The following is a 16,757-nucleotide window of genomic DNA, read 5'->3' on the forward strand; positions in this document are numbered from 1 at the left end:
CGCGTGCGGGCCGCCGCGGCGCGGTCGAGGCCGTCGAAGCTCACTCCTCGCGCTCACAGGCCGCTTCCCTCACATCCGGAAGACGCCGAAGCCCTCGGCGCCCTTGATCGGTCCACTGTGGATTGCGGAGAGGCAGAGCCCCAGAACGGTGCGGGTGTCGCGTGGGTCGATGACGCCGTCGTCGTACAGCCGGCCGGAGAGGAAGAGCGCGGCCGACTCCGACTCGATCTGCCGCTCGGCCATCATCCGCATCGCCCGGTCGGAGTCCTCGTCGTAGGGCTGGCCCTTCGCCTCGGCCGCCTGCCGCGCCACGATCGACAGCACGCCGGCGAGCTGTGCCGGCCCCATCACCGCCGACTTGGCGTTGGGCCAGCTGAAGAGGAAGCGCGGGTCGTATGCCCGCCCGCACATGCCGTAGTTGCCGGCACCGTACGACGCGCCGAGGTTGAGCGTCACGTGCGGCACGGTCGAGTTGGCCACCGCGTTGATCATCAGAGCACCGTGCTTGATGATGCCGCGCTGCTCGTACTCGGTGCCGACCATGTAACCGGTCGTGTTCTGGAGGAAGAGCAGCGGAGTGTCGGAGGCGTTGGCGAGCTGGATGAACTGGGCCGCCTTCTGCGCCTCGTCGGAGAAGAGCACGCCGCGGGCGTTGGCGAGCACGCCGACCGGGTAGCCGTGCAGCTCGCCCCAGCCGGTGACGAGTGCGGTGCCGTACGCCGGCTTGAACTCGTCGAACTCGCTGCCGTCCAGTACGCGGGCCAGCACCTCGCGCGGGTCGAAGGGCACCTTGAGGTCGGCGCTCGCCACCGCCAGCAGGTCTTCGACGTCGTGCTTGGGCGGCGTCGCCAGGCGCGGGGCAGGTCCGGCTTTGCGCCAGTTCAACCGCCGGACACACTGGCGGGCCAGCCGGATGCCGTCGCGCTCGTCCTCGGCCACGTAGTCGGCCAGACCCGAGCGGGCGGCGTGCATCGCGGCGCCGCCCAGCGACTCGTCGTCGGTGATCTCGCCGGTCGCCATGCGGACGAGCGGCGGGCCGGCGAGGAAGACCTTCGCCTGGTTGCGCACCATGATCGTGTAGTCGGACATGCCCGGCACGTACGCCCCACCGGCGGTCGCGTTGCCGAACACCACGCTCAGCGTCGGGATGCGCGCGGCCGAGAGCCGGGTCAGGTCGCGGAACACATGGCCACCGGGGATGAAGATCTCCGACTGGGTCTGGAGGTCGGCACCGCCGGACTCGACCAGGTTGATCATCGGTAGGCGGTTGGCCAGCGCGATCTCACCGGCCCGGCGGGTCTTCTTCAGCGTGTACGGGTTGACCGCGCCGCCGCGTACCGTCGGGTCGTTCGCGACGATCACACACTCGACGCCCTCGACCACGCCGATGCCGGTCACGACGCTCGCGCCGACCGGGAAGTCGGTGCCCCAAGCGGCCACCGGCGACAGCTCCAGGAACGGTGCGTCCTGGTCGAGCAGCAGCTCGATCCGCTCGCGGGGAAGCAGCTTGCCGCGCGCGTGGTGGCGGGTCACGTACTTCTCGCCGCCCCCGCCCCGGGCCGCGTCGAGTGCCGTGTCCAGCTCCGCGAGCCGTTCCAGCATCGCACTGCGGTTTTCCAGGTACGACGGGTTGCGCGGGTCGATGGCGGTGTCCAGGACGGCCATGGCTCAGACCCCCATCTGTTTCGCGATCTCGTTACTGATCTCGGTCGTGCCTCCCTGGCCGCACGCCGGTACGACGATGTTCTTCGCCATCGCCATTCCCGTAACGAGTGGCTTGCCCGACGCGACACGGATCGTGGTCATGGTGCTTCCGCCAGTCTGGCGCGCAGCCGCTCTCCCAGCGCTTTCCCTTGTGGATCAAGCCAATCCCGGCGCGCGAGCAGCCCTTTGATCACAAAGTTGACAGCCCACAGATTGGGCAACTCGTATCGCTCTACGGGATGCCCGGCGACCTCCGGCAGCAGCTCAGCGAGACGTTCGCCGCTCAGCCAGCCGGTCAGCGCCGCGTAGTCGTCAGCCGACCGCGCCCACACGCCGATGTTGGCGTCGGGCCCCTTGTCACCTGAACGAGTGCCGTAGGCGCCGCGTGGCCGCTCGCTCGTACGTACTGGTGATCGACCCGCCGGTGCGGCACTCGGCTCCTCGACGCGTGCGGGCGGCGGGATCTCGACCCGCGTGCCGTCGGGATGGATCGCCCAGTGTGGACCCTGGGGGATGTGCTCGGCGGTGAAGACCGTGTGGGGCGTGGCGTCGCCCGGCGGGGTGGTGAGCGTGCAGCCCGGGTACGAGGCGAGGGCCAGCTCCACCGCCGCCGAGGAGAAGGCGCGACCCGCGCGCCTGGCGTCGGCATCGTGGATCGCCACGTGCAGCAGCGCGCCAAACTCCGTGCTGGTGCGGGTGAACGTCAGACCTTCCTTGCCCACCGCGTCTTCCACCTGGGCACGGACCAGCGCGGCCTTGGCGTCCAGGTCGGACCCGGCCAGCACGAAGGTCATCGCGTTGCGGTGGCCGTCGACACCGGCCACGCCGACCTTGAGGGTGGGCGGCGGGGGCGTGCCCCGGGTCCCGGTGACGCGCACGCGATCCGGGCCCTCCTGTGCGAGCCGCACGGTGTCGAGGTGCGTGACCACATCGGGGCCGGGGTAGGCGGGGGCGGCGATCTCGTACACGAGCTGGGCGGTCACCGTCTCGACCGTGACCGCGCCGCCGGTGCCGGGATGCTTGGTGATCACGGAGGAGCCGTCGGCGTGCACCTCGGCGATGGGGAAGCCGGGCCGGCGCCCGCCGTCGGGCAGCTCGGTGAAGAAGCTGAAGTTGCCGCCGGTCGCCTGCGCGCCGCACTCCAGCACGTGGCCGGCGACGGTCGCCCCGGCCAGCGCGTCGAGGTCGTCGCGGGTCCATCCGAAGTGGGCGATCGCCGGGCCCACCACCAGCGACGCGTCGGTGATCCGGCCGGTCACCACGACACCGGCGCCGGCGTCGAGGCACGAGGCGATGCCAAAGGCGCCCAGGTAGGCGTTGGCGGCCAGTGCGCCGGGGCGGTCGAGGGCGTCGCCTTCGACGTACCCGATGGTGGTGCGGATGCCGAGCCGGGCGGTGAGCGAGCCGAGCGCGGCGGCCAGCCCGGCGGGGTTGAGACCCCCGGCGTTGGTCACGATGCGGACGCCGCGGTCGGCGGCCAGGCCGAGGCACTCCTCCATCTGCCGCAGGAACGTGCGGGCGTAGCCGAGCGAGGGATCCTTGAGGCGGTCGCGGCCGAGGATCAGCATGGTCAGCTCGGCCAGGTAGTCACCGGTGAGCACGTCGAGCGGCCCGCCATCGAGCATCTCCCGCCAGGCGGCGGAGCGGTCGCCGTAGAAGCCGGAGGCGTTGCCGATGCGGATCATGAACGGGCGCCGGCGGGCTCGCGGCCGGTGCCCGGCGGTCCGGCGAACGCCTGTGCGATGTCGAGCCACTCGTCGGCCACCGGCCCGCTCGCCACCAGCGCGAGGTCGGCGCGGTGCCGCCGCTGCGTGACGAGGAGGCAGAAGTCGACGGCCGGGCCGACGACCCGGTCGGCGGCGTCGGGCGGCCCGAACTCCCACACGCCGGAGGGCCCCACCAGCTCGACCCGGACCGGCGCCGCGGGCACGTCGCGGCCGTGGGTCATGAAGCTGTGCCCGAGGGTACGGACGCCGAGGAACGCGATGTGCCGCAGCCGGTCGGTGGGGGCGCGGCGGTGGCCGAGCGTGTCGGCCACGTCCTGCCCGTGCGCCCAGGTCTCCATGATCCGTGCGGTGACCATGGAGGCGGGCGACATGGCGGTGCCGTACCACGGCAGCTTCTCCGCCAGCGGTGCGGCAGCCAGCGCCTCGGCGAGCGCCGCGCGCCCGGCCCGCCACCGGTCGAGCAGCTCCGCTGGCGGGGCGAGGAAGCTCTCGGTGCCCCGGTCGACGAAGTGGTGCGGGTCGTCGGCCGCGCTGGAGAGCGAGGCGAAGAACGCACTCGCGTCGGTGGCGGCGAGCGTCGCCATGTGGTCGGTCCAGGCGAGGTGGGCGATCTGGTGCGCGACGGTCCAGCCATCTGCCGGGGTCAGCCGCGTCCAGTGCGCCTCCGGCAGCGGGCCGACCCGGGCGTCCAGGTCGGCCGACTCGTCGGCGAGATCGGCGAGGAGTGCGGCGAGGTCGGGCATGCTCGTGCCTCCGGCATCAGAGAAGAGTGGCCAACTGTCGCTTCCAGGCGCTCAGCAGCGCGGTGCGCCGGGCCGTGTCGTCGGAGAGCAGGTTGGCCACGCCGAGGCCGCGGAGCAGGTCGAGCGTGGCCTGCACCGCCTCGCGCACGCCTGGGGCGCGCTCGTCGGCGCCGAGTAGCTCGACGGTCAGCCGGTGCATCTCCCGGCCGACCCGCGCCTCCAGCGGGACGAGCGCCGCGCGCAGCTCGGCGTCGGTGCGGGCGGCGATCCACACCTCGAGCGCGGCCACGTAGAGCGGGCCGGTGAACGCCGCCGCGAGCATGTCGACCACGCCGTCGAGCCGCTGCGGGCCGGGTGGAAGGGCGGCCGCCTCGTTGCGGATCTCCTCGGCGCGGCGCTCGGCCAGGTGCTCGACGGCGGCCATGACCAGCGACGCCTTGGTCGGATAGTGATGCAGCTGCGCGCCTCGCGAGACGCCCGCCATGGTGGCGACGACGGTCGTGGTCGTGCCCGACCAGCCCCGCTCGACCAGGCACTCCACGGTGGCTTCGAGCAGGCGGGCCTGGGTTGCGCGACTGCGCTCCTGCTGCGGCATGCGTACCGGCACACGCTCAGCCTGCCCACTACCAAACAAACAGTCAAGCCTGCTTGTTTTTATCCGCTCGCCCGCATGTTCGTTCCGTCGGTGCCGCTCGCCGAGCCCGCGCGGGCGTGTCCGCGGGCGAACCCGGCCCACGCGATCGACCAGGCCCGGGCGACCAACAGCCGAGATCGAGGACCGCCGCCAGCGACGGTGAGGCCGCGTCCGGACAGATCGTGCGCCCTCAGATCGGGAGGCCGGGCAAATGCGACGATCCCGACGCGGTCGGTCTAGCCGGGCAGGTTGTGCGACCGCGAAGGGTGAGGCTGCGGGAGCAGCGGTCGCTACCGCGACGGACGTCGCGGTAGCTCAAATCTGTCGCCTAGGACCTTTCATTAAGGGCATGGCCAGCCTGCGGCGGGACCAGACGACCACCGGCGGCATCGGACGAAAGGCCCTAGACGCGGGCGCGGCGGGCCAGGCGCTCGGGGTCGAGGATGATGACGCTCTTGCCGTCGAGCCGCAGCCAGCCGCGGGAGGCGAAGTCGGCGAGCGCCTTGTTGACCGTCTCGCGGGAGGCGCCGACCAACTGGGCCAGCTCCTCCTGGGTCAGGTCGTGGGTCACCCGCAGCACGCCGCCGTCGCGCGTGCCGAAGCGGCCAGCCATCTGGAGCAGGTTTTTCGCGACGCGGCCGGGCACGTCGGTGAAGATCAGGTCGGCCAGCGCGTCGTTGGTCCGGCGCAGCCTCCTGGCCAGCACGCGCAGCAGCTGCTCGGCGATCTCGGGCCGGTTGTTGAGCCAGGGGCGCAGCGCCTGCTTGCGCAGCCGGGCCAGGCGTGTGTCGGTGACCGCGGTCGCCGTCGCCGTGCGCGGGCCGGGGTCGAAGAGGGAGAGCTCACCGAGCATGTCGGACGGTCCCATGACGGAGATGAGGTTTTGCCGGCCATCGGCCGCACGCCGACCAAGCTTGATCTTGCCGGACAGCACGATGTAGAGACTGTCGCCGGGCTCACCCTCGTTGAACACGACCTCGCCCTTGCGGGTCTCGATCGTCTCCATCTCCTTGGCGAGCGCTTCCGCCGCCTCCGGGTCGACACCCTGGAAGATCCCGCTGCGGGCCAACACCTCATCCATAGCCGCACCTCCGCCTGCGCATACTCTCACTTGCCGGCCGCCTCGCCAGCGTGTCGACGCGCGCAGTAAGTCTAGGCCCACCTGGGCGGGGACCGGGCGTGCACCCCCGGAATCTTGATCGGCGAGCCGTAGAGTTCGATGGATGTCCGCCGAGCCCACGCTTACCGCCCGCCCTGAAGATGGCCTCGACATTCCCCTGCTGGTGTGGCGTTTCGCCGAGCCGCTCCTCGCGATTTCGTCCGCCGCGCTGGGCGGAGGGATCGGCATACGTCACTGGGTAGTCAACGCGACCGTGCCGATGTCGTACCGCCGGGACGATCCGGACGTCCACCTCGCCGAGCTGGCCGCGCGGGAAGGGCTCGCCGGTCCGGGCATCGGGCTGCTCACCGGCGTCGACGTCGCCGAGGTGGTGACCGCGGACGACGGCGGCGTACGCGCGTGGGCCACTGTCGGGCTCGGCCAGCCGATCTGGGCCTCCGCCCCGCCCGTCGCCGCGCCGGCCGGACCGGGCACGGTCAACATCGTGGTGCGCGTGCCCGTACGCCTCTCGGTCGCCGCGCTGGTCAACGCCGTCGCCACGGCCACCGAGGCGAAGGCGCAGGCGCTGTGGGAGCTTGGCCTGCCCGCCACCGGTACCTCCACCGACGCGATCTCGGTCCTCTGCGCGGCGGAGGGGCCCGAGGCGGAGTACGGCGGACCCCGCTCCGAGTGGGGCGCGCCACTGGCCCGGGCCGTCCACGCAGCCGTTCGCACCGGCGGCGGCACCGGTCAAGGGTCCGGAATGCCCTGGTCAGAGCGACTTCGGTAGGTCGTACGGACTGGCGCCCAGGCGGTATGGTCGTGGGGCGATGAGCACCCCTCCGCGACCCCGAAGCGGCGGCCAGCGCCGGCGAAGCAGCGCCGCGCGGCCGCTCACCGCGATGCTCGCGGTCGGGGCGGTGCTCCTCGGCGGCGGCGCGCTGGCCGTCGCGCTGACCCGGGAGACGCCGGCGGCGCCGCTGTGGCGCGACACCGCGCTCGCCGAGCCCTCCGGCCAGGCGGCCGCGCCCCCATCCGGGGAGCCGGCTCTCCGCACGATCTCGCTCTCCGCGACCGGCGACATCATCATGGGCAACGCGCCCAACCGGCTCCCGCCCAACGGCGGCGAGGGCTTCTTCGACGCGGTGCGCGACGCGCTCAAGGCCGACCTCGTGATGGGCAACCTCGAAGAGCCGATCACCGAAGACACCGGCACCGGAAAGTGCGGTCCGACCTCCAACAAGTGTTTCCAGTACCGCGTGCCGCCGGCGTACGCGGGGCATCTGCGGGACGCCGGATTCCAGCTGCTCAACCAGGCCAACAACCACGGTCACGACTACGGGCCGGCGGGCTACCGCAACACGCAGCGGGCACTCGAGGAGCACGGGCTGCGGCACACCGGCGCGCCGGGCCAGATCACGGTGATCGACGTCCAGGGCGTGCGGGTCGCGGTGGCCGGCTTCTCGTCGTACCCGTGGTCCAACCCCCTCGTCGACGTGTCGGCGGCGGCCGAGGTGGTGGAGGAGGCCGCGACCCTGGCCGACATCGTGGTGGTGCAGGTGCACATGGGCGCGGAGGGCGCGGCCATGACACGCGTGAAGCCGGGCACCGAGATGTTCCTGGGGGAAAACCGGGGCGACCCGATCAAGTTCTCGCACGCCATGGTCGACGCGGGCGCCGACCTGATCGTGGGGCACGGTCCGCACGTGCTGCGCGCGATGGAGTTCTACAAGGGTCGGCTGATCGCGTACAGCCTGGGCAACTTCGCCGGTGGCGCGGGCACGCTCAACAAGTCCGGCGTGCTGGGGCTGGGCGGTGTGCTCAAGGTCTCGCTGGCGGCCGACGGCAGCTGGAGCGGCGGGCAGCTCATTTCCACCTACCTCGACTCCGGCGGCAAGCCCGCGATCGACGACGACCACCGGGGCGCGGCGGCGGTGGAGCGACTGAGCAAATCGGACTTTCCGTCCACCGGGGCGAGTGTGGACGAGTCCGGAAAGATCACCGCACCCGGGGCGGGCTGAGCTGTCGGTGGCCCGGCGTAGGCTTCGCGGGTGGCCCGTGTAGAGAGTGACCTGTCGCGCAAGCGCCGCGCGCGCCGGATAGGGCGGATCCTGGAGGAGACCCACCCCGACGCGCACTGCGAGCTCAACCACGAGGGTCCGCTCCAGTTGGCGGTTGCCACGATCCTTTCCGCCCAGACCACAGACCAGCGGGTCAACGAGGTGACGCCCAAGCTCTTCGCGCGCTACCAGAGCGCGGTCGACTACGCGGGCGCCGATCGGGGCGAGATGGAGGAGCTGCTCAGGCCCACCGGCTTCTTCCGCAACAAGACCGACTCGGTCATCAAGCTGGGGCAGGCGCTGATCGAGCGGCACGGCGGCGAGGTGCCCGGCTCCCTCGACGAGTTGGTCAAGCTCCCCGGCATCGGGCGCAAGACGGCCAACGTGATCCTCGGCAACGCGTTCGACGTGCCCGGCATCACGGTCGACACGCACTTCCAGCGGCTGGTGCGGCGGTGGGCGTGGACCGCCGAGAGTGATCCCGTCAAGATCGAGCATGCCATCGGTGCCCTCTTCGACAAGCGCGACTGGACGATGCTCTCGCACCGGGTGATCTTCCACGGCCGGCGGGTCTGCCACGCCCGCAAGCCCGCCTGCGGCGCCTGCACGCTCACCAAGCTCTGCCCGTCCTACGGCACCGGCCCCACCGAGGCGGCCGCCGCGGCCAAGCTGCTCAAGGGCCCGCGCGCCCGCGAGCTGGCCGTCGCCGCGGGGGTCGACCCAGACCTCGTGCCGGCCAAGGCGATGGTGGCCACGGACGCACCGTGAGCAAGCGACCTGGCGCGGCGGCGCCATCGATCGGCCCTGCCCACGCGGCGAAGGTGGTCGTGGCCCTCGTCGCCGTGCTCGCCCTGGTGGGGTGCGGCGGGTCGGAGGAGCCGGCGGCGCCCGAGTCGTCGCCACCGTTCGCCGACTGCGCCACGCTGACCGCGCCCCCGCCCGCCGCCCCGCAGGTCACGCTTCCGGGCCAGGGCGATCCGCTCCCCGACGTGGCGCTCCCCTGCTTCACCGGTGGGCAGGAGGTCGAGGTCAGCGCCATCCGCGGCCCGGCGGTTCTCAATCTCTGGGGTTCGTGGTGCGGGCCGTGCCGGGAGGAGTTGCCCGCGTTCCAGCGCTTCGCCGACCGGGCCGCCGGCAAGGTCACCGTCATCGGGGTCGACATCCGCGACAGCCGGTCCGCCGCGAGCAGCCTCGCCGAGGAACTTGGCGTGACCTACCCCAACCTCTTCGACCCCTCCGAGCGGCTCCGCGCGAAGCTCGGCATCACCGCCCTCCCCGCCACTCTCTTCGTCGACCGCGACGGGCGGGTCCGCCACGTTTACAACTCCACCGCCCTCGACGAGGCCGAGTTGGCGACGCTGGCCGCCCAGCACCTCGGGGTGACGCTCCCGTGAGCGGGCAGAGCAACGGGGTGCCGCGGTGGGTGGCGCGGCTGATCGACCGGCTGGGCACCGCCCGGGCCGAAGACTTCAGCCGCTTGCCGACCCCGGCCGAGGGCGGGCGGGCCAGCGCCGTGCTGGTGCTGCTCGGCGAGCAGGCGGGCGCGCCCGACGTACTCATGCTCCAGCGGGCCGAGACGCTGCGAAACCACGCCGGTCAGCCGGCGTTCCCGGGCGGGGCGAGTGACCCGGAAGACGTCGACGCCGCCGCGACCGCGCTGCGCGAGGCGGACGAGGAGGTGGGCCTCCGGCCGGAGAGCGTGACCGTGCTCACCCAGCTGCCACGGCTGTGGATCCCGGTCAGCGACTTCGTGGTGACGCCGGTGCTCGCCTGGTGGCACACGCCGCACGAGGTGCATCCGCGCGAGCCGGCCGAGGTCGCCCGGGTCGACCGCCTGCCGGTGGCCGAGCTGGTCGACCCCGACAACCGGCTCATGCTCCGGCATCCGAGCGGCTGGATGGGGCCGGCGTTCCAGGTGCGCGGGATGCTCGTGTGGGGGTTCACCGCGGGCGTGCTCTCGGTGCTGCTGGAGATGGGCGGCTGGGCCCGCCCGTGGCCGCGCGACCGGGTCGCCGACCTGCCCGCGCCGGCACCGCAGCCGACCCCCTCGGCCGGCGACGAGCTGGGCTGACGCCGCCAGCAGCGCTTTGGCCGCGAGTCGCCGTCGATGGTGGCCTGGTCCCCGTACCCTTGACGGGTGTCCGCCATCGATGTCGCTCTTGTCCTCCTTATGCTGTTGTTCGCGATCAGCGGATACCGACAGGGATTCGTGATTGGGGCACTCTCCTTCGCGGGCTTCTTCGGCGGCGCACTGATCGGCCTCCAACTCGGCCCGCTCGTGGCCAGGCAGTTCGCCGACGACGCCGTGCGCGTCGTCGTTTCGTTGATCGCCATCTTCGGGCTCGCCGTGCTGGGACAGGCGCTGGCCGGTTGGGTGGGCACGCACCTGCGACACGCCATCACCAGCCCGACCGGACGCAAGCTGGACGACGCGGGCGGCGCGCTGGTCTCGGTGCTCGCGGTGCTGCTGGTCGCCTGGCTGGTCGCGGTGCCACTCGGCTCCTCGTCGCTGCCGTGGCTGGCCAGCGCGGTGCGCAACAGCGCACTCCTCGACGGCGTCAACCGGGTCATGCCCCGGCAGGCACAGGCACTCTCCGACGCGCTGCGACACACGGTGGACACTCGTGGCTTCCCGGAGGTCTTCGGCAACCTGGCGCCCACGCGGGCCCGTGAGGTCGCCGCGCCCGACCCGGCGCTGGCCAACTCCCGGGTCGTGGTCAACTCCCGCCAGTCGGTGGTCAAGGTGCTCGGCTCGGCGCCGAGCTGCTCGCGGCGCATCGAGGGCTCCGGTTTCGTGTACGCCCCGCAGCGCGTCATGACCAACGCGCACGTGGTCGCCGGCACGCAGACGGTCTCGATCGAGGTCGGCGACGAGCGGCTCGACGGGCGGGTCACCGTGTACGACCCCGACCGCGACCTCGCCGTCGTCTACGTGCCCGACCTCGATGCGCCGGTCATGCCGTTCGCGTCCCGCAAGGCGCCGACCAATGCCGACGCGATCGTGCTCGGCTATCCGCTCGACGGCCCGTACAACGCCCAGTCGGCCCGCGTGCGCGACGTCGGCGACATCACCGGCCCGGACATCTACGACTCCGGCGACGTGACCCGGGAGATCTACACGATCCGGGCGCTGGTGCGCAGCGGCAACTCCGGCGGCCCACTGGTCGCCACCAACGGTCAGGTGCTGGGCGTGATCTTCGCGGCGGCGGCCGACGACCGAAACACGGGCTTCGCGGTGACCGCACAGGAGGCCGCGCCGGTCGCGACCGCCGGGCAGAGCCGCACGCGGGCGACCACCACCGGCGACTGCACGTAGATCCACTTCAGGACACAGATCCGGGCTACCGCGACGTCCGCCGCGGTCCAGGCCGCTGCTCCCGCAGCCTCACCCTCCGCAGTCCCACGACCCGCCCGGCTGGCGGGCGCGGTCGAGCGCCGGTGCGGTGACCGCTGTGGTCTCGCCGGGGGCGGGATCAGGCGCGGGTGCGGCGGCGCACGGTGACCGCCGCTCCGGCCGCCACCAGGGTCACCACCAGCGCGAAGGCGAGCGCCCAGCCGCGCTTGGCGTGATCGGGCTCGCCGGCTGGCTGGGCATTCCAGTCGGTCTGGAGGCCCTGGGCCCGACCGCCGACGGCCTGGGCACCGCTCGCCGAGCCGGACGCCACCACCGCCACACCGGGCGCGGCGCCGAAGCCGGCCACGCCATGTGGGGCGTTGGTGTCGAGCGGGTTGCGCTCCACGGTCGAGACCCCGACGGTGAGGGCGGCGACCGGGTCGACCAGGCCGTAGCCGTATCGGTCGTCGCGGCCCACCGCGCCCAGGTCACTGGCCGTTGTGATCAGGCGGTTGACGACCGCGCCGGCCGGCATGCTCGGCCACTTCGCCCGCACGAGCGCGGCTGTGGCGCTGACCAGCGGGGCGGCGAAGCTGGTGCCCTGCACCTTCCACGAGCCACCGGGGCGGGCGCCGACCAGGCCGGTGGCCGGGGCGGCCAGTACGGTCGCGGAGCCGGTGATCGAGCCGGACCAGAGGCTCTCGGTCTCTCGCTCGAGGCCGGTGACCGCGAGCACGCCGGGCTCGCGAGCGGGGTACCACACCTCGGTCGGCGGGCGGGGCTGCCCGGCTGCGGGCGCCGGGTCGGCGGAGTGGTTGCCGGTGCAGGCGACCACCACGACATCGCGGGCGAAGGCGTAGTCGAGGGCGGCCGCGAGCGCCGGGCTGGTGCCGCTGCCGCCGAGCGACAGGTTGATCACTTGGGCGCCGTTGTCGACCGCCCACCGCACGCCCTTGGCGACGATGAGCGCGTCGTCGTACCGGTTTTCCGCGTCGAGGACCCGCACCGGCAGGATCTTGGCGTGTGGCGCGAGGCCCACTACTCCGCTGTCGTCGTCGTTGCGCCCGGCGATCAGCCCGGCCACGGTGGTGCCGTGCCCGACCGGGTCGTGACGCCCATCGCTGCCGGGCGTCACGAGGTCGATGCCGGGGAGCACCTGGCCGGCGAGGTCGGGATGGCTGGCGTCCACACCGGAGTCGACCACCGCGACGGTCACCCCGTCGCCGGTCGAATGCCGCCATGCGTGACTGGCCCGAAGCTCGGTGAGCTGCCACTGCTCGTCCCGGATCTGGTCGCGCCGCACCACGCTCGCGGGCGCGCTGCCGCCGGTGCCGGAGGAGCCGACCGGGACCGGGACCGGAGTCACCACAAGGGCGCCGATCAGCGCGGTGACAGTCACCAACGCCGCTCCGTTGCGTGCCGGAGCGGCGCCTCGCTGATGGCGCGACAGCCTCATAGCAGTGTGGCCTCCAGTTGTGGACAACGAGCCAGCCGTGACCGGGTCGCTGTCCCTCTTCCGGGCGCAGTCGTACGAGGCAGGTTACCGCGTCGATGTGTTCCCTGGGTCCACCTCGAAAAGATCAAGGAAAGCCCTCAGTGGACTCACGGAACCGGCGGCAGGTAGGCGAGCTGCACGAGGCGTACTCCCTCTTTGCGGGTGACCAGCCGACCACGGCCTGGCGGCATCGGCGCGGGCCGCACGCTGCCGACCAGGGCGCCCTCCTCCTGCTCGCCGGACATCACCAGCCCGGGGGAGGCCAGCTCGCGCAGGCGTTGGATCACCGGCTCGTAAAGGGCACGGGACGCTCCTCCTGAGCGGCGGGTCAGCACAAGATGCAGGCCGATGTCGCGCGCCTGCGCCAGGTGCTCGACGAGCGGGAGCAGCGGGTTGACCGGTGCGGCGGCGACGAGGTCGTAGTCGTCGACGAGTACGAACAGCTCCGGCCCGGTCCACCACGAGCGGTCGCGCAACTGCTGCGGCGTGACGTCGGGGCCGGGCAGGCGCCGCCGCATGTACCCGTCGACCGACTCGATCAGCTGGCTCGTGGTCGCGGCCGTGGTGCCGTATCCGATCAGGTGGTCGGACTCGATCGCGCCGAGCAGGCTGCGCCGGTAGTCGACCAGGATGAGCCGGGCCTCCTCGGGCGCGAAGCGGCGGGTGACCGATGTGGCCAGCGCGCGCAGAAACGACGACTTGCCGCACTCCGCGCCGCCGAAGAGCAGCAGGTGCGGGTCGCTGCCGAAGTCGACCTCGACCGGGCGCAGGTCGGCCTCCGCGATGCCGACGGGCAGCCGCAGCCCGGTGTCGCCCGCGAGGTCGAGATCGGCGTACGGCAGGACCGGCGGCAGCAGCCGCACCGGAGGCGCCGCCGGCCCCGCCCAGCCCGAGGCGACGGCCCTGACCAGCGCGGCCGGGTCGCCACCGAGCGCGGCGAGCGCCGGGAGGGCGGTGAGCAGGTGGCGACCCTCGGCCGTGACGCCGCGTCCGGGCACCTTCTCCGGCACGGTCAGCGCGGACCGCCGCGACACCATCGAGTCGGTCGGGTCGCCGAGGCGCAGCTCCAGCCGGGAGCCGAAGAGGTCGCGGATCGCCGGCCGGAAGTCGAGCCAGCGGGAGGCGGCGGCCACGACGTGCACGCCGTACGAGAGGCCGCGCGTGGCGATGTCGGTGACCATCGGCTCGAGGTCGTCGTAGTCGCCGCGGAGCGTGCCCCATCCGTCGACCACCAGGAAGACGTGCCCGTCCGCCGGCGTGCCCGCCTCCCGCGCGGCGAGGAGGGCGGCGACGTCGCCGACCGTGCGGCGTACGGCCTCGGCCTCCAGCCGCCCCGCCACTCCACCGACGTGCGGCAGGTCGCGGAGCGTGGCGAGTGAGCCGCCGCCGAAGTCGAGGCAGTAGACCCGTACCTCGGTGGGAGTGTGGGTCAGGGCCAGGCCGCAGATCAGTGTGCGGAGCGCGGTGGACTTGCCGCTCCGCGGGCCACCGGCGACCGCGACGTGTCCAGCGGCGCCGCCGAGCGCGAGCCACAGCACGTCGCGGCGCTGCTCGAACGGGTTGTCGATCACCGCGACCGGCACCTGGAGCGCGCCCCGCAGGTCGGGGTTGGCGACGGTGAGCCCGCGCGCCCGGTCGCTGGCGACCGAGCCGAGCAGCTCGTCGAGCGCCGGCGGGCGGGACAGCGGCGGCAGCCAGACCCGGTGGGCCGGCGGCCCCTGCCCGGCGAGCCGATCGACCAGCAGCTCCAGCAGGCTCGGGCCACTCTCGACGGCCGGGGCGGCGGGGATCGGCGCGGGCACGAAGTGGGTCCCGTACGGCAGCACGCGCGGCCGCCCCGCCCGCGCCACCGGCAGCCGGTCGCCGGGGCGGCGGTAGGGACCGGAGACGTACGCCGCCGTGAACCGCACCAGCGGCTCGGTGCCCGCCTTGAGGAAGCCGTGGCCGGGGGAGCGGGGCAGCTCGTACGCGTCTGGCACGCCCAGCACCGACCGCGACTCGAGGGCGGAGAACGTGCGCAGCCCGATGCGGTACGACAGGTGCGTGTCCAGCCCGCGCAGCCGCCCTTCCTCGAGGCGCTGCGAGGCGAGCAGCAGGTGTACGCCGAGCGAGCGCCCCAACCGTCCGATCTGGAGGAACAGGTCGATGAAGTCGGGCTTGGCGGTGAGCAGCTCGGAGAACTCGTCGCAGACCACCAGCAGGTACGGGAGCGGGGCGCCGGTGGCGCGCGCCTTCTCGTACTCGCGGAGGCTGGAGCAGCCCGCCCGGCGCAGCAGCTCCTGGCGGCGGACGACCTCGCCGTTGAGCGCGTCGACCATGCGGTCGACCAGCGGCAGCTCGTCGGCGAGGTTGGTGATCACGGCGGCGGTGTGCGGCAGCCGGCCGAGTGCCGCGAACGTCGCCCCGCCCTTGTAGTCGACCAGCACGAAGTTGAGCTCTTCGGAGGAGTGGGTCGCGGCGAGCCCGAGCACGAGTGTGCGGAGCAGCTCGGACTTGCCCGAACCGGTGGCGCCGACGAGCAGCCCGTGCGGCCCCATGCCGTCTTGTGCCGACTCCTTCAGGTCGAGCTCGACCGGCCGCCCCGCGGGCGTGACCCCGATCGGCACGCGGAGCCGATCCCGGTGTGCCCGGGGCACCGTGACGTGCGTATCCGGGTCGCCCAGCCCGAGCAGTTCGGCAAGTGCCGGCTCGGCCCCGGCCGGCGGCTCCTCGGCGTCGGCGGCGGCCGCGAGGCGGTAGGGCGCGAGCCGCCGCGCCACCGCCTCCGCTTCGACCAGCGCCAGCCCGTCGGCGCCGCCCACCTCCGCTGGCCCGTCGCCCGAGTCGACCAGCAGCCGTCCGCCGCCGCCCACCGACAGCACCAGCGTCGCCGGGTCGAGCAGTCGTGGCGGCGTGCCGTCAAGGTCCAGAAAGGACACTCCGTCGATGCCGCCCTCCTGGCTCCAGCCGGCGCCGTCGAGCACCACGAGCACGTGTGGCCCGTCGCGCGTGGAGCCGCCGCCGAACCGGGACCGGCTCCCCACCACGTCGCTGAGCAGCCGCTCCAGCTCGGCGCCGGTGCCGGCCACCAGCCGTACGGGCCCGAGCGCGTCGGTGCGGATCGGATGCTGGGCGTGCGGCAGCCACTTGAGCCACTCCCACGCGGCCCGCCGCTCCGGCCCGGCGCACACCGCCACGCGCAGGTCGTCGGGGGCGTGGAAGACCGACAGCTGCACGACCATCGCGCGGGCCAGGGCGGTGGCGTCGCCGCGCAGGAAGACCCGGGCGAAGCCGCGCAGCGACACCGCCACCGGCAGGTCCGGCACGACGGAGTAGGCGTCGAGGAAGCGCCGCAGCGCGCCGGCCGTCATCGGCTCGAGCGCGTCGGGCGCGCCGGTCACCGGCGGTACGAGCGGCGTGGCGAGCGCCTGTGGGCCGGCGCCGACCCGTACGACGCCGAAGTCGGGATCGGTGGCCCGCCGCTCCCACAGCCGATGACTGGCCACTGTGGACCAGAGTTGCCCCGGCTCGGGGTGGCGGTAGGCGAGCCCGGCCCGCTGGCGGGCGACCGTGTCCCGGACCCGCCGTCGGAGCCCGGCGAGGTGGCGCAGGTAGTCGCGGCGGGCGGCCATCATCTCCGCCTTTCGGGGCCCGCCCGCGCCGCCCCACGAGGCCAGCATCGCGAGGGAGGAGACGCCGAAGAGCGCGCCGACCACGTACGAATACGCCCCGCCGCCCCGGCCCATCAGCATCGCCATCGCGACACCCCCGCCGAGCATCGGCAACACCACCATGAGCTGCTGCCAGCGGGCGGTCACCACCTGCGGGATCTCCGGCGGTGGCGCGACGCGCACCTCGCCGGAGGGGATCTCGGGCGCCGGCCGCCGAGCGGACCGTCGCAAGAGGACCGTGGCCACGATGGGTCACCTCCCAAGCGCACATCGTAGGTAGAGTGCCCCCGTTCGCGTTGCCCCTCGGCGGG

General features: G+C 73.1%; 14 protein-coding genes. 6 read left to right on the plus strand and 8 right to left on the minus strand.

Going from position 1 to position 16,757, the window contains the following annotated elements:
* Positions 1–69: 69 nt before the first annotated feature.
* From ACFFIA_RS38045 to ACFFIA_RS38070, 6 genes are all read right to left on the minus strand, one after another.
* Positions 70–1,665, minus strand: a complete 1,596-nt coding sequence (locus tag ACFFIA_RS38045) for an acyl-CoA carboxylase subunit beta (RefSeq protein WP_377261022.1) — start codon at positions 1,663–1,665, stop codon at positions 70–72.
* A gap of 3 nt (positions 1,666–1,668) precedes the next feature.
* Complete coding sequence (locus ACFFIA_RS38050) at positions 1,669–1,806, minus strand: hypothetical protein (RefSeq protein ID WP_377261025.1); 138 nt, start codon at positions 1,804–1,806, stop codon at positions 1,669–1,671.
* On the minus strand, positions 1,803–3,389 hold the full coding sequence (locus ACFFIA_RS38055) for an acyclic terpene utilization AtuA family protein (RefSeq protein ID WP_377261028.1): 1,587 nt from the start codon (positions 3,387–3,389) through the stop codon (positions 1,803–1,805). Before ACFFIA_RS38055 ends, ACFFIA_RS38050 begins: the two co-directional genes overlap by 4 nt.
* Entirely contained in the window at positions 3,386–4,174 is a 789-nt protein-coding gene (locus ACFFIA_RS38060; RefSeq protein WP_377261030.1) for a TIGR03084 family metal-binding protein, read from the minus strand. Before ACFFIA_RS38060 ends, ACFFIA_RS38055 begins: the two co-directional genes overlap by 4 nt.
* 16 nt (positions 4,175–4,190) lie before the next feature.
* Complete coding sequence (locus ACFFIA_RS38065) at positions 4,191–4,769, minus strand: TetR/AcrR family transcriptional regulator (RefSeq protein ID WP_377261361.1); 579 nt, start codon at positions 4,767–4,769, stop codon at positions 4,191–4,193.
* A 442-nt stretch (positions 4,770–5,211) separates the two neighbouring features.
* A complete protein-coding gene (locus tag ACFFIA_RS38070) occupies positions 5,212–5,889 on the minus strand; it encodes a Crp/Fnr family transcriptional regulator (protein ID WP_173057568.1) in 678 nt (225 codons plus the stop codon).
* A 142-nt stretch (positions 5,890–6,031) separates the two neighbouring features.
* Between ACFFIA_RS38070 and ACFFIA_RS38075 the strand changes: the two genes are divergently transcribed.
* From ACFFIA_RS38075 to ACFFIA_RS38100, 6 genes are all read left to right on the plus strand, one after another.
* On the plus strand, positions 6,032–6,697 hold the full coding sequence (locus ACFFIA_RS38075) for an adenosylcobinamide amidohydrolase (RefSeq protein ID WP_377261032.1): 666 nt from the start codon (positions 6,032–6,034) through the stop codon (positions 6,695–6,697).
* A gap of 112 nt (positions 6,698–6,809) precedes the next feature.
* Positions 6,810–7,928: a CapA family protein gene (locus tag ACFFIA_RS38080; protein WP_377261363.1), complete on the plus strand. Its 1,119-nt coding sequence runs from the start codon at positions 6,810–6,812 to the stop codon at positions 7,926–7,928.
* Positions 7,929–7,958: 30 nt separating this feature from the next.
* Positions 7,959–8,735 carry an endonuclease III gene (gene nth, locus ACFFIA_RS38085; RefSeq protein WP_377261035.1) on the plus strand — a complete coding sequence of 259 codons (777 nt, stop codon included), beginning with the start codon at positions 7,959–7,961 and terminating at the stop codon, positions 8,733–8,735.
* Positions 8,732–9,361, plus strand: coding sequence for a TlpA family protein disulfide reductase (locus ACFFIA_RS38090; RefSeq protein ID WP_377261037.1), 630 nt, complete (start codon positions 8,732–8,734; stop codon positions 9,359–9,361). The genes nth and ACFFIA_RS38090 overlap by 4 nt, the downstream gene beginning before the upstream one ends.
* Positions 9,358–10,038: an NUDIX hydrolase gene (locus tag ACFFIA_RS38095; RefSeq protein ID WP_377261040.1), complete on the plus strand. Its 681-nt coding sequence runs from the start codon at positions 9,358–9,360 to the stop codon at positions 10,036–10,038. The genes ACFFIA_RS38090 and ACFFIA_RS38095 overlap by 4 nt, the downstream gene beginning before the upstream one ends.
* Before the next feature lie 66 nt (positions 10,039–10,104).
* Positions 10,105–11,283: a MarP family serine protease gene (locus ACFFIA_RS38100; RefSeq protein ID WP_377261042.1), complete on the plus strand. Its 1,179-nt coding sequence runs from the start codon at positions 10,105–10,107 to the stop codon at positions 11,281–11,283.
* Positions 11,284–11,440: 157 nt separating this feature from the next.
* Here the strand turns inward: ACFFIA_RS38100 and mycP are convergent, their stop codons facing one another.
* Both mycP and eccCa read right to left on the minus strand, forming a co-directional pair.
* Entirely contained in the window at positions 11,441–12,757 is a 1,317-nt protein-coding gene (mycP, locus tag ACFFIA_RS38105; RefSeq protein WP_377261045.1) for a type VII secretion-associated serine protease mycosin, read from the minus strand.
* Positions 12,758–12,903: 146 nt separating this feature from the next.
* A complete protein-coding gene (eccCa, locus tag ACFFIA_RS38110) occupies positions 12,904–16,692 on the minus strand; it encodes a type VII secretion protein EccCa (protein ID WP_377261048.1) in 3,789 nt (1,262 codons plus the stop codon).
* Positions 16,693–16,757 lie beyond the last annotated feature (65 nt).

Origin of the sequence: Phytohabitans kaempferiae, assembly GCF_042433955.1 — a bacterium.
GTDB lineage: Bacteria > Actinomycetota > Actinomycetes > Mycobacteriales > Micromonosporaceae > Phytohabitans > Phytohabitans kaempferiae.